General features: G+C 70.7%; 7 protein-coding genes. 3 read left to right on the forward strand and 4 right to left on the reverse strand.

All coding sequences use genetic code 11. The features are described 5' to 3' along the window. Positions 1–219 precede the first annotated feature (219 nt). Entirely contained in the window at positions 220–2,538 is a 2,319-nt protein-coding gene (locus IO39_RS59395) for a glycoside hydrolase family 6 protein (protein WP_084772208.1), read from the reverse strand. A 358-nt stretch (positions 2,539–2,896) separates the two neighbouring features. Here IO39_RS59395 and IO39_RS03380 point away from each other — a divergent pair, with 358 nt between their 5' ends. Beyond that, on the forward strand, positions 2,897–5,797 hold the full coding sequence (locus IO39_RS03380; RefSeq protein WP_245641782.1) for a glycoside hydrolase family 48 protein: 2,901 nt from the start codon (positions 2,897–2,899) through the stop codon (positions 5,795–5,797). After that, positions 5,740–8,586: a glycoside hydrolase family 9 protein gene (locus IO39_RS03385; protein ID WP_439331467.1), complete on the forward strand. Its 2,847-nt coding sequence runs from the start codon at positions 5,740–5,742 to the stop codon at positions 8,584–8,586. Before IO39_RS03380 ends, IO39_RS03385 begins: the two co-directional genes overlap by 58 nt. 212 nt (positions 8,587–8,798) lie before the next feature. On the opposite strand, the gene IO39_RS03390 is transcribed toward IO39_RS03385, so the two are convergent. Together IO39_RS03390 and IO39_RS03395 are read right to left on the reverse strand one after the other, a co-directional pair. Further along, positions 8,799–9,323 (reverse strand): hypothetical protein, encoded by a 525-nt coding sequence (locus IO39_RS03390; protein ID WP_043615546.1) that lies wholly within the window; start codon positions 9,321–9,323, stop codon positions 8,799–8,801. After that, the gene (locus IO39_RS03395; RefSeq protein ID WP_043615549.1) at positions 9,320–10,387 is read right to left on the reverse strand and encodes a lytic polysaccharide monooxygenase; all 1,068 of its coding nucleotides are present in this window, start codon (positions 10,385–10,387) and stop codon (positions 9,320–9,322) included. The genes IO39_RS03390 and IO39_RS03395 overlap by 4 nt, the downstream gene beginning before the upstream one ends. A gap of 261 nt (positions 10,388–10,648) precedes the next feature. On the opposite strand from IO39_RS03395, the gene IO39_RS03400 reads away from it, so the two are divergent. Beyond that, positions 10,649–12,034, forward strand: a complete 1,386-nt coding sequence (locus IO39_RS03400; protein ID WP_043615552.1) for a glycoside hydrolase family 12 protein — start codon at positions 10,649–10,651, stop codon at positions 12,032–12,034. Positions 12,035–12,232: 198 nt separating this feature from the next. On the opposite strand, the gene IO39_RS03405 is transcribed toward IO39_RS03400, so the two are convergent. Next, the gene (locus IO39_RS03405) at positions 12,233–13,606 is read right to left on the reverse strand and encodes a serine/threonine-protein kinase (protein WP_052422389.1); all 1,374 of its coding nucleotides are present in this window, start codon (positions 13,604–13,606) and stop codon (positions 12,233–12,235) included. Positions 13,607–13,611 lie beyond the last annotated feature (5 nt).

Below are 13,611 nucleotides of genomic sequence, written 5' to 3' on the forward strand. Positions count from 1 at the left end.
CCCTCGGGCCGGCCGGGAAGCTCGGGTCAGGCGAGCCACCCGGCCGACCGGGTCTTCGGGCCCGGGGACTCACGTCGGAGAGTCGTCGGCCGGATCTTGAGGCTGAGCGGCTCGCGTCGGAGGGTCGTCGGCCGGATCTTGAGGCTGAGCGGCTCGCGTCGGAGGGTCGCCCGGCCGGGGTTCGGGCCGGGAGACTCAGGAGAGTCGCCCGGCCGGGGTTCAGTTGATGGGCGGGTAGGCGTTGGCCAGGAGCTCGCGGAACTGGGCGGAGAACCACTGGCCCGAGATCGGGGCGTCGGCCTTGGCGCCCGACATGTTGTTCCCGTTCAGGCTGTTGCCGGTGTACGTCGGGTCGCACATCCGGTCGAACTTCTTGCCCTCGTCGTTCGGGATTTCACGGCTGGAGCCGTCGGACTCGCCCGGAGGCTTGATCCAGACGTAGGCGTCGAAGCCGGCGGCCGGGCTGGCGGTCGGGCGGGTGCCCATGCCGGCGCCGCTCTGGTTGCACCAGTTGCCGGCGTGGATGCGGCGGTCGACGCGGGACTGGTTGACGAACTCGTCCACGTTGGTCGAGGTGCTCGGCCCGCTCGGGCGGGCGCTGCCGCCCCAGCCGTTGCGGGAGGTGTCGATCAGCATGCCGAGCCCCGACCGGAAGCCCTTGGCGATGAGCGCGTTGCGCAGGGCGGCGGCGAAGCTCTGCTCGTCCACGTAGTAGTTCCAGTCCACCCACTTGGACTGCCGGACCGTGGTGTTGTTGGGCCCGACCGTGGTGTTGATGGTGAAGTGCGGCTCGGTCGTGGCCGAGTAGTTGGCGGTGTTGACGATGAAGCCGTCCACGCTGTCCACCCCGGCGGTGGTGCCGGCGACGGTCTCGTGGAAGAGGTTCACGGCCGGCTGGAAGTTCGAGTCCCAGCCCAGCCAGGCGTGGTGGGCGGCGTCGATGTAGGTGTAGACGTTCGTGATGGCGTGCAGCTGGTTGAGGGCGTAGCGGACGCCGTCGCGGTAGCCGCCGGGGCCGTTGGCCTCGCGGCACTTCTCGAAGGCGTTGAGGTTGGTGACGAGGTTCGGCAGCGAGTCGGGCTCGATGATCGTCACGATGCGCAGGTTGGCGTACGCCGAGTCGCGGAGGATGGCCGCGATCGGGTCGATGTACTCCGTCTTGTAGCGGTTGAAGCCGTTCTCCGCGATGAGCAGCTCACCGTTGGAGGCCAGCGCCGAGCAGTCGCGGTTGGGCAGGTTGTAGATGACGACCTGGATGGTCAGCGGCGCGGCGCCGTTGGCGGCGTCCTGCCTGACGGCCTCGTCGAGGTGGGCGCGCAGGCCCATGGCCCCGCCGGTGCCGGCGATGGCGGCGATGCGGTCCATCCACACGGCGGTGGAGGTGTTGGCGACGGCCGAGCCGCCGGGCTCCGCCGCGGCCTTGGCGCTCCAGTTCGGGTTGACGTAGCCGGTGGCGCCGGCGTACGGGTTCTCGACGTGGACGGGGTTGGGGCCGCCGTCGTCGTCGGCCTCGGTGGCGGTGACCGTGCGCGAGGTCAGGCCGGTGGAGGCGACGGTGAAGGTGCGGCTGCCGTTGGCCGTGTCGGAGTCCTGCGCGGCGGCCAGGGTGACCGTCTGCGCGATGTTCCAGTTCGACGTGGTGAAGGTGAGCGAGGCGCCCGAGCCGACGGTCAGGTCGGCGTCGCCGCTGCCCGCCGTCGTGGTGACGGTCACGCTGGAGGAGGGCTGGGCGGCCAGGCGCGCGGTGAACGTGCCGGTCGAGCCCTCGGGGACGGTCACCGCGGTCGGCGCCACGATGAGCGACTGCTCCACGGTCCCGTCGTCGTCCACCTCGGTGGCGTTGACGGTGACGCCGGTGACCCCGGTGCCGCCGACGCTGAAGGCGGCGCTGCCCGCGGTGGTGTCGGAGTCCTGGGCGGCGGCCAGGGTGACCGTCTGCGGGGTGTTCCAGTTGCTCGGGGTGAAGGTGAGCGAGCCGCCGGAGCTGACGGTCAGGTCCGTGTCGCCGCTGGTGCGGGCGGTGGTGACGGTGACGTTCGAGCTCGGCGCGGAGGAGAGCCTGGCGGTGAAGGTGGCCGTGCCGCCCTCGTTGACCGCCACCGCGCTGGAGGAGGTGACGACGGTCGGGGTGGTCGGGCCGGTGCCGCCGCAGTTCGTGCCGTTCACGCTGAACGCGGTCGGGTTCGGGTTGGTGCCGGTCCAGGTGCCGTTGAAGCCGACGGAGACGGACGCGCCGGTGGCCAGGCTGCCGTTGTAGGGCATGTTGGTGCCGGTGACGCGGGCGCCGGACTGGCTCCAGTTCGCGCCCCAGCCGGACGGCGTGTACTTCTGGCCCGTGGTGGGGTAGTCGAAGGCCAGTGACCAGGAGGTGATCGGGTCGCCGGTGTTCTTCAACGTGATGCTCGCGGTGAAACCGCCCTGACCAGGGCTGCTCGTCCACGAGTTGGCTGTGTAGGTCACGTCGCAGGCGACGGCGGCGTTCGCGGCCGTGCTCTGGCCGGCGACGAGCCCTAAGGCCGCGACACTCGCGGCGGTCATGGTCACGGCCCATTTGCGGAGGCCGCGGTGGAGTCTCACGAGCGATCATCTCCAGTGTTAGATGGCTGGGAGCGCTCCCATGGTGAGCCGCGCTCGGAGCCCTGTACAGAGGGCGGGTGTCGGGAAGGTGTCCGCCGCCCCGCATGCTCGTTGAATGCCCCGGAATGTGGATGAAACTTTCATCATCGGCAGCCTGGTGAGAGGGAAACACGGGGGTTACCGGGACGGCATTCCGTTGACATACGCCGGGGCGCACCCACAATCCACTTTGGGAGCGCTCCCACACCCCTACTCCCATGGAGACCCCGTGAAGTACAGACCTCCTTCCCTTTTGACGCGCTTATCGAGGCGGTTCGCCGTGGCGGCGTCTCTCGTCCTCGTCGCGAGCGCGACCTCGGCGGTCGTGGCGCTGCCCGCCCGGGCGGCCGTGGCGTGCGACGTGACGTACGCGGCCAACCAGTGGACCAGCGGCCAGGGCCAGGGCGGCTTCACCGCGAACCTCACCTTGAAGAACACCGGCGACCCCATCACGTCGTGGACGCTGGCCTTCGACTTCCCGACCACGGGCCAGCGGTACACGCCGTCCGGCTGGGGCGCGAACTGGAGCCAGTCGGGCACCCGCGTGACGGCCACCAACATGCCGTGGAACGGCAGCCTGGCCACCGGCGCCTCCACCAACATCGGCTTCAACGGCACCTGGACGGGCAGCAACCCGAGCCCGGCCTCCTTCAGCGTCAACGGCGTCACCTGCGGCGACACCGGCCCCGGCACCGCGCCGACGGTCTCGCTGACCTCGCCCACCGCCGGCCAGCGGTTCACCGCCCCGGCCACCGTGCCGATCGCGGCGAACGCCGCCGACGCCGACGGCACCGTCTCCAAGGTCGACTTCTACCAGGGCTCCACCCTGCTGGGCACCGACACCTCGTCCCCGTACAACTACAGCTGGACGAACGTCGCGGCCGGCAGCTACTCGATCACCGCCCGCGCCACCGACAACTCCGGCCTGGTCACCACCTCCGCGCCGGTCGGCATCACGGTCGCCCCGGACAGCGGCCCGGCGCTCGTGGTGAGCCCCACGACGATCTCGGTGCCCGAGACGGGCAACGCGAGCTTCGGCGTACGGCTGTCGCAGGCGCCCTCCGCGAACGTGACCGTCTCCGTCGCCCGCGCCAGCGGTGACAGCGACCTGGCGGTCGTCGCCCCGGCGACCAGGACCTTCACGCCGTCCAACTGGAACACGGCGCAGAACGTCTCCATCAGCGCGGCGAACGACGAGGACACGACCTCGGGCTCGGCCGTCTTCCGGGTCAGCGCCACCGGCTACACCGCCGTGGACGTGACCGCCAACGAGGCGGACGACGACGCCGGCGAGGACAACGTGTACGTCAAGCGCTTCGTGGAGCTCTACAACGAGCTGCACGACCCGGCCAACGGCTACTTCTCGCCCGAGGGCGTGCCCTACCACTCGGTAGAGACGTTCATGGTCGAGGCGCCGGACCACGGGCACGAGACCACGTCCGAGGCCTACAGCTACTACCTGTGGCTGGAGGCGGCCTACGGGCGGGTGACCGGCGACTGGTCGAAGTTCAACAACGCGTGGGCGTCGATGGAGAAGTACATCATCCCGGCCACCGCCGACCAGCCGACGAACTCGTTCTACAACCCCTCGAAGCCGGCGACGTACGCGCCCGAGCACAACGCGATCAGCAACTACCCGTCGCAGCTCGACAGCGGGGTCAGCGTCGGCACCGACCCGATCGCGGGCGAGCTGCAGAGCGCGTACGGCACCCGTGACATCTACGGCATGCACTGGCTGCTGGACGTCGACAACACCTACGGCTTCGGCCGCTGCGGCGACGGCACGACCAGGCCCGCCTACATCAACACCTACCAGCGCGGCCCGGAGGAGTCGGTCTTCGAGACGATCCCGCAGCCGTCCTGCGACACCTTCGCCCACGGCGGACCCAACGGCTACCTGGACCTGTTCACCAAGGACGCCTCGTACGCCAAGCAGTGGAAGTACACCAACGCCCCCGACGCCGACGCCCGCGCCGTCCAGGCCGCCTACTGGGCGCTGACCTGGGCCAAGGAGCAGAACAAGGCCGGGGAGATCTCCGCCACCGTGGCCAAGGCCGCCAAGATGGGCGACTACCTGCGGTACGCGATGTACGACAAGTACTTCAAGCAGCCCGGGTGCACGAGCCCCTCGTGCCCGGCCGGCACCGGTAAGAACGCCTCGAACTACCTGCTGAGCTGGTACTACGCCTGGGGCGGCGCGACCGATTCCAGCGCCGGGTGGGCCTGGCGCATCGGCTCCAGCCACAACCACTCCGGCTACCAGAACCCGTTCGCGGCCTGGGCGCTGTCCAACGTGACCGAGCTGCGGCCCAAGAGCTCGACCGGCGCGGCGGACTGGAACACCAGCCTCACCAGGCAGCTGCAGTTCTACACCTGGCTGCAGTCGGCCGAGGGGGCGATCGCCGGCGGCGCGACCAACAGCTGGAACGGCGCCTATGCCACGCCTCCGGCGAACCTGCCGAAGTTCCACGGCATGGCCTATGACTGGCAGCCGGTCTACCACGACCCGCCGTCGAACCAGTGGTTCGGCTTCCAGGCGTGGACCATGGACCGGGTGGCGCAGCTCTACTACGCCACCGGCAACGCCGACGCCAAGGCGCTGCTCGACAAGTGGGTCGCGTGGGCGCTGGACAACACCACGATCAACCCCGACGGCAGCTACCAGATCCCCTCCACGCTGCGCTGGACCGGCCAGCCCGTCGGCAGCTTCAGCTCCACGAGCGGCATGCCGCCGGCCAACCCGGACCTGCACGTGACCGTCGTGGACCACACGCAGGACGTCGGCGTCGCCGGCGCGTACGCCAAGGTGCTGATGTACTACGCGGCCAGGGCCAACCACGCCGAGGCCCGTGACACGGCCAAGGCGCTGCTCGACGGCGTCTGGGAGAACCGCGACGACAAGGGCGTGTCGGTGCCGGAGACCAAGACCGACTACCAGCGCGTGGACGACCCGGTCTACGTGCCGCCGGGCTGGAGCGGCGAGATGCCCAACGGCGACCCGATCAACTCGAACTCCACGTTCCTGTCGATCAGGTCCTTCTACGAGGACGACCCGGACTGGCCGAAGGTCCAGGCGTTCCTGAACGGCACCGGCCCCGCGCCGGTCTTCAACTACCACCGGTTCTGGGCGCAGGTGGACGTCGCCGTCGCCCTGGCCGAGTACGGGCGGCTCTTCCCGTGAGAAAAGCAGCACTGATCGCCGCGGCGTCGCTGGTCCTGCCGCTGTCCCTCGGGACGGCGGCGGGGCCGGCGGCCCACGCGGCCACCGCGCAGGCGGCGCCCGCCTTCTCCTACGGCGAGGCGCTGCAGAAGTCGTTGTGGTTCTACGAGGCCCAGCAGTCGGGCGCGCTGCCCGCCTGGAACCGCGTCTCCTGGCGCGGCAACTCGGGCATGAACGACGGCAAGGACGTCGGGGTCGACCTCACGGGCGGCTGGTACGACGCGGGCGACCACGTCAAGTTCGGCTTCCCGATGGCGTTCTCCGCCACCATGCTGGCCTGGGGCGCGGTGGAGTACCGCGACGCCTACGCCGCCTCCGGCCAGCTCACCCACCTGCTCAACAACCTCAAGTTCGTCAACGACTACTTCATCAAGGCCCACCCGTCGCCGAACGTGCTCTACGGGCAGGTCGGCAACGGCGGCGCGGACCACGCCTGGTGGGGCCCGGCCGAGGCGATGGCGATGAACCGGCCGGCGTACAAGATCGACGCCTCCTGCGGCGGGTCGGACCTGGCCGGTGAGACGGCGGCGGCGATGGCGGCCTCGTCGATCGTCTTCCGCCCGACCAACCCGTCGTACGCCGACACGCTGGTGACGCACGCCAAGCAGCTCTACTCCTTCGCCGACACGGTCAGGAAGAAGTACAGCGAGTGCATCACCGACGCCTCCAGCTTCTACAACTCCTGGAGCGGCTACAACGACGAGCTGGTGTGGGGCGCGATCTGGCTCTACCGGGCCACGAACGACGCCTCCTACCTGGCCAAGGCCGAGAGCGGCTACGCCAACCTGGGCACCGAGCCGCAGAGCAGCACCAAGTCGTACAAGTGGACGATCGCCTGGGACGACAAGGCGTACGGCGCGTACGTGTTGCTGCACAAGCTGACCGGCAAGCAGCAGTACCTCGACGACGCCAACCGCTGGCTCGACTACTGGACGGTCGGCGTGAACGGCCAGAAGGTGCCGTACTCGCCGGGCGGCCAGGCCGTCCTGGACCGGTGGGGCTCGCTGCGCTACGCGGCCAACACCGCGTTCGCCGCGCTCGTGCACAGCGACACGATCACCGACGCCACGCGCAAGGCCCGCTACCACGACTTCGCGGTGCGGCAGATCAACTACGCGCTCGGCGACAACCCGCGCAACTCCTCCTACGTGGTCGGCTTCGGCGCCAACCCGCCGAAGAACCCGCACCACCGCACGGCGCACGGCTCGTGGACCGACCAGCTCACCAACCCCGAGCAGACCCGCCACACCCTGTACGGCGCCCTCGTCGGCGGCCCTCCGAGCCCCGACGACGCCTACACCGACAAGCGTGACGACTACGTCATGAACGAGGTCGCCACCGACTACAACGCCGGCTTCACCAGCGCGCTGGCCCGCCTCTACCGCGAGTACGGCGGCGCGCCGGCGGCGAACTTCCCGCCGGAGGAGACCCCGGACGGGCCGGAGATCTTCGTCGAGGCGGGCGTGAACGCCTCCGGCAGCACGTTCACCGAGATCAAGGCCATCGTCCGCAACCAGTCGGCCTGGCCCGCCAGGGTCCTGTCCGACGGCTCGTTCCGCTACTACTTCACCCTCGACGGCTCGACGACCGCCTCGCAGATCAGCGTGTCGTCGGCGTACACGCAGTGCAAGGCGCCGACGCTGCACCCGGCGGGCGGGAGCACGTACTACGTGTCGATCGACTGCTCCGGGCAGGACATCGCGCCCGCCGGGCAGTCGCAGCACCGCAGGGAGGTGCAGTTCCGGATCAGCAGCGCGGGCACCTGGGACCCGTCGAACGACTGGTCCTACCGCGGCATCCCGACCACGCCCGGCACGACGCCGGCGCGGACGGAGAACATCACGCTGTACAGCGGCGCCACCAAGATCTGGGGTGAGCCGCCGGGTCCGGAGGAGGAGGACGAGACGGCGCCCAGCAAACCGGGCAAGCCCGCGGTGACGGCCATCACGGGCACATCGGCCAAGCTGAGCTGGACCGCCTCGACCGACAACGTCGGCGTCACCGGTTACGACGTCTACCTGGGGTCCACGAAGGTAGGCACGGCCACGACCAACTCCTTCGACCTGAGCGGTCTCACCCCTGCCACGGACTACGCCGCCCACGTGGTGGCCAAGGACGCGGCGGGCAACACCTCGGCTCCGTCCGACAGCACGGCGTTCACCACCACGGACACGGTGGACGGGACGCCGCCCAGCAAGCCGGGCAAACCCTCGGTGTCCGGGATCACCGCGACGGGTGCCCGGGTGAGCTGGGCGGCGTCCACCGACAACGTGGGCGTGACCGGCTACGACGTCTATCTCGGGGCCACGAAGGCGGGCACCGCGACGACGACGTCGTTCGACCTGACCGGGCTGACGCCCGGGACCGATTACACGGTGACCGTGGTGGCCAGGGACGCGGCGGGCAACAGCTCGGCCGCCTCCGACGGCACCGCGTTCACCACCACCGACGCCCAGAGCGGCGGGTGCGTGGCCACGTACAAGGTGGTCAACTCGTGGAGCGGCGCGTTCCAGGCGGAGGTGACGGTGAAGAACGCCGGCACGTCCGCGATCAGCGCCTGGACGGTCGCCTGGAGCTCCCAGAACTCGATCACGCAGCTCTGGGGCGGCAGGCACACCACGTCCGGCGGCACGGTGACGGTGCGGAACGAGGCGTGGAACGGCGCGCTCGCGCCCTCCGCGACCACCACGTTCGGCTTCATCGCCAGTGGCACGTCCACCACCCCCGAGATCACCTGCACCCCCGCCTGAGCCAGGACCCCGCCCCCGCCGCAGTAGCGGCGGGGGCGGTTCCAACGTCGCACGGCGGCACCCGGACCACCTGACCTGTCCCCGCGTATGAGGAGGTGAGGCAGAACCGATCCAAGTACTGCCCGGCACCATCCCCGCCCGGATGGGACGGACGCGGCCGGCACCTCCACGCCGGCCGCGTCCGTTTGTGTGTGTGCATCGCGCTGATGCGCCTACTTGGCGGTCGAGGAGACCAGCGCGAACCTCTCCCGCGCCGCCTCGATCGCCGCGTCGTCCGAGAACTCCTCGAACGCCGCCTCGTGGTAGCGCTCGGGGATGAGCTGCCTGACCCGGTCCGGATAGCCGGCGCCCGGCGCCGGCACCCTGACCTGGGGCGGGATGTCGATCTTGACGGCGATCGGCCCCGAGGCGCGGACGGAGGCCGCCCACTCGGGGCTCTCCCCGGTGATGGCGCACATGTGGCGGGCGTAGACCCACCGCACCTCCACCAGGGAGGCCGCGCCGGGGGGCTCGGTGCCGAAGGGCTCCACGGCGCACACGACGCGCGAGTCGAAGCTGTGGCCGTGGGCGTGGTGCTCGCCGGGCGAGGCCTGTTCGAGTATCAGGGTCACCTGCGCGGCGAGCTCCTCGTCGAGCTGCGATGAGGGCTGCCTGCCGACAAGGAACGTCACCCCGGCCAGGGTCAGGCAGGCCAGGGTGACGATCGCCGCGACGAGCCCGCGACGGGACTTGATCACGGGCTGGAGCAGGTCAGGGTCGGGGCCGTGGACGGGATCGAGCCGGTCGCGTTGAACCCGAACGTGGCCGAGGCGTTCGGCGCGAGCTGCCCGTTGTGAGTGGCGTTCTTGACCGTGACGTTGGGCGGCTGCCCGGTCAGCACGCCGTTCCACGGCGAGCCTTCGAAGCCCTGCCCGCCGCTGTAGGTCCACTTGACCGTCCAGCCGTTGATCGGGCTCGTGCTGGTGTTCTTCACGGTCACCTCACCCTGGAAGTGGCCGGCCCAGCCGGTGTCGGTGGCCTTCCACGTCGCCGTGCAGGCGCCCGGGGGAGGCGGGTCGGTGGGCGTGATGGTCGGGTTGGGGTCAGGGGAAGGGGAGCTGCCGCCGGGGCCCACCCCGGTCACCTGGCCGTTGCCGCCGTCGAAGACGACGTCGGAGCAGCTGTAGAAGTTCTCGTTGCTGTCCGAGCGGATCCAGTGGGTGAAGATGATGTGCCGGCCGCTCTTGCCGGACGGGAGCTGGGCGTTCCAGTAGTAGTAGTTGAGCCCGCCCGCCCCGCCGGACTTGGGCGGGTTGGTGACGCTGCCGAACTGCTCCAGGTCGGACCACTTGAGCGGCCCGTTGGGGTTCCAGCCGTTCTTGGTGACGTAGTACTTGAACGAGCCCGGGTGCTCGGCCCAGTTGCTGTGCCGCATCTGGATGGTGGCCCCGGAGGTCAAGTGGGTCAGCGGCCAGTCGTTGCGGACCGCGTTGTAGGCCGAGAAGTCGTAGGGCCCGCCGGTTCCGCCGCTGCAGATCTGGCCGTCGGGGATGAATCCGGTGGTCCGGCCCGCGCCGTCGGAGCGCAGCACCGCGAACCAGTTGTAGAGAGGGGTCGTGCCGCTCTGGTTGACCGCGGCGGCACAGGCGGGGTTGTAGGGCAGGATCTGCCCGTTGTCCCGCAGGCCGTCCTGCCAGCACAGGAACGTACGGCTGCCGGGGAACATCGACACGCCGTGGGCCTGCGCCTGAGTCGGGACCATCAAGACAGTAGTGATCAGGACCAGGACGGCGGTGATCGCCGCCGACTTGAATGACCTCATGGAGATTCCCTTGCGCTGACGACAGAGGAAACCTGCCCGAGACCTGCCCGCCCGGCCTGCGTATTGAAACACGTTCGGCGGCGATCCGACAACGACCCGTGAAACTTTCAGCCGATCTTGGTCATGGTTTCCGCTGGTGGCCGCCCGCCCCTGGTCGCCCGGCCGTACGCCGGGGTTGCCGCGACGTGACGGGCTGAGGAGGCTGACGTCTGGGAGCGCTCCCACTACACTCACCTGTCAGAGAGGCGGGAGCAACACGCCATGAGGTACGCGTACATCCACCTGGTCGTCGCCGCGTTACTCGGCACGGCCCTGTTCGCCCTGCCGGCCCGGGCCGCCACGGCACAGGCCGCGCCGGTGATCTGCGAGAAGTACGGCTCCACGGGCATCCAGGGCAACCGCTACATCGTGCAGAACAACGTCTGGGGCGCCAGCACCGCCCAGTGCATCGACGTCAACCAGAACGGCGGCTTCACCATCACCCAGGCCGCCCACAACAACTCCACCAGCGGCGCCCCCGCCGGCTACCCGTCGATCTACGCCGGCTGCCACTACGCCAACTGCACCACCGGCAGCAACCTGCCCATGCAGGCCAGCGCGAGCGGCTTCGCGGCCCTGCGCAGCAGCGTCAGCATGAGCTACACGGGCTCCGGCACCTACAACGCCTCCTACGACCTCTGGTTCGACCCCACGCCGCGCACCGACGGGCAGAACACCGGCGCCGAGCTGATGATCTGGCTCAACCGGCAGGGCTCGATCCAGCCCATCGGCTCCCGGGTCGGCACCGCGAACCTGGCCGGCGGCACCTGGGAGGTCTGGTTCGGCAACATCGGCTGGAACGTGATCTCGTACGTGCGCACCTCGACCGCCACCTCGCTGGACTTCACCATCGACACCTTCTACTCCGACGTGGTCAGCCGCGGCTACGGGCAGCGGTCGTGGTACCTCACCAGCGTCCAGGCCGGCTTCGAGCCCTGGATCGGCGGCGCCGGCCTGGCCGTCAACTCCTTCTCCTTCGGCACGGGCGGCGGCGGCACCGACACCTCCCCGCCGACGACGCCGGTCAACCCGTCCGCCTCCGGCACCACCGCGACCGGCACCACCCTGTCGTGGGGCGCCTCCACGGACACCGGCGGCAGCGGCCTGGCCGGCTACGACATCCTGCGGGCGACCGGTGACAGCTTCACCCGGGTGGGCACCAGCACCACCACGTCCTACACCGACAGCGGCCTGACCCCCGCCACCACCTACCGCTACCGGATCAGGGCCAGGGACGGCGCGGGCAACCTGTCGCCCGAGTCGACCACGGTCACCGTGACCACCCAGCAGGGCAACGGGGGCGGCGGCTGCGCGGCCACCGCCACCACCCAGACCGCCTGGAACACCGGCTACGTCGTCCAGCCCGTCACCGTCGCCAACCGGGGCACCTCGGGGCTGAACGGCTGGACGGTCACCTTCCCGCTGCCGTCCGGGCACGCCATCACCGGCATGTGGAACGCGAGCTACACGGTCAGCGGCGGCACCGTCACCGTCAGGCCGCTGGCGCACAACGCGACCCTGGCGCCGAACGCCAGCACGTCCTTCGGCTACCAGGCCACCAGGCCGGACGGGAACACGCAGGTGCCCAGCGGTTACACCTGCGGATAGAAGCTCGCGCGGGCACGCTGTGCGAGGGGCCCGTCCCGCGCGATGGAGGGGTACGGCTGGTGCTGCCGTACCCCTCATCCATGCCGCCGGTCTTCTCGTCACCCCCGCCGGGAGCCGCCGATCCTGCCGGAGCGTTCCGCCGGGTGCCGCCGGTCCTGCCGGAGCGTTCCGCCGGGAGCCGCCGGTCCTGCCGGGCCGTCAGTCCCGCTGGAGGGCGGCGTCGATGTCGTCCAGGCGGGCCTGCAGCTCGCTCAGGCAGGCCGGCGCGAGCCGGCCCTCGCGCCAGCGCTGGGAGAGCTTCTCGCGCAGGCCCGCCATGCGCGCGTCGGACGGGCCGTGCCGTGGCGTCAGCGAGTCGTCCAGCACCTGCCGCAGGTCGAGCACGACGTCGTCGTCCGTCGCGCCGCACGGCGTCCTGGCCGACAAGGCCGTTTTGAAGTGCGCGGCGGCCTGCTCGACCGTGACCGCCCCGGCCGGCTCGCGCTCCATGAGCCGGGCCGAGGGGGAGGAGGCCGGCGCGGACGCCGGTGCGGACGGCTCCCCGGACGGCGCGGACGCCTCCGGGGACGGCGCGGACGGCTTCCCGGACGGGCCCGCGGAAGGCGCGGACGGGCCCGCGGAAGGCGGGGAGGAGGGCGGCGGCTGGACGCCCTCCTTCTCGTGCACCCGCTCCTGCGCCTGCTGCAGCACGGACGGCCCCGACTGCTGGAACCACAGCAGCGCCGACAGCGCGATGGCCGCCGACCCCGCCACCGTCAGCCCGCGCCGCACGTGCCGGGCCAGCGCCGCGGTGCCGAGCGCGGAGTTCAGCGCGGAGACGATCTGCGCCGCCGTCGGCCGGTCCCGGGGGTCGTGGGCCAGGCAGCGGCGGCAGAGGGTGGCGATCGCGTTCGGCACGCCGGGCGGCCGGGGCGGCGGCTCGGTCCGGCGGGCCGCCTCGATCTCCTCCCACGTGGTCTCCGGGTACGGCGTGCGCCCGGTGAGCATGGTGTGCAGGAGCACGCCGAGGGCGTACACGTCGACCGCGGGATGGGTCGGCGCGCCGAGCAGCCGCTCGGGAGCCACGTAGGGAGGGGTCCCGCGGTCGTCGTCGGGGTCGCCGGCCCACGCCGCGATGCCGAAGTCGAGCAGCTTGGGACCGGCGTCGGTGAGCAGCACGTTCTCCGCCGTGACGTCCCGGTGCACCAAGCCGCGGGCGTGCCCGGCCATCAGCACCCGCGCCAGCCGCAGCGCGATGGCGGCCGCCTCCTGCCACGGCAGCGGGCCCTGCTCGATGCGCTCGGCCAGCGGCGTGCCGTCGAGCAGCGGCATCACGACGTACGCCGCGACGCCGCCGCTCGTGGTGACCGTCTCGCCGTAGTCGTAGATCTCGATGGAATCGGGGTGGATGAACCGGGCCGCGGCGCGGGCCTCGCTGCGCACGCTGACCCGGTGCCCCGGGTCGGTGTGCAGCGAGGCCGTGAGCACCTTGACCGCGATCATCCGGTGCAGGGACTGGTCGAAGGCACGCCAGATGACCGACATGCCCCCGCGGGCCAGCGGGTCCAGCAACAGATACCTGCGGGCCAGCACATCCC

Source organism: Nonomuraea candida, from assembly GCF_000725485.1.
Lineage (GTDB): Bacteria > Actinomycetota > Actinomycetes > Streptosporangiales > Streptosporangiaceae > Nonomuraea > Nonomuraea candida.

Coding starts and splice junctions, on each gene's coding strand:
- IO39_RS03395 (WP_043615549.1), bottom strand. CDS start 10,387: ATGAGGTCATTCAAGTCGGCGGCGATCACCGCCGTCCTGGTCCTGATC.
- IO39_RS59395 (WP_084772208.1), bottom strand. CDS start 2,538: ATGACCGCCGCGAGTGTCGCGGCCTTAGGGCTCGTCGCCGGCCAGAGC.
- IO39_RS03400 (WP_043615552.1), top strand. CDS start 10,649: ATGAGGTACGCGTACATCCACCTGGTCGTCGCCGCGTTACTCGGCACG.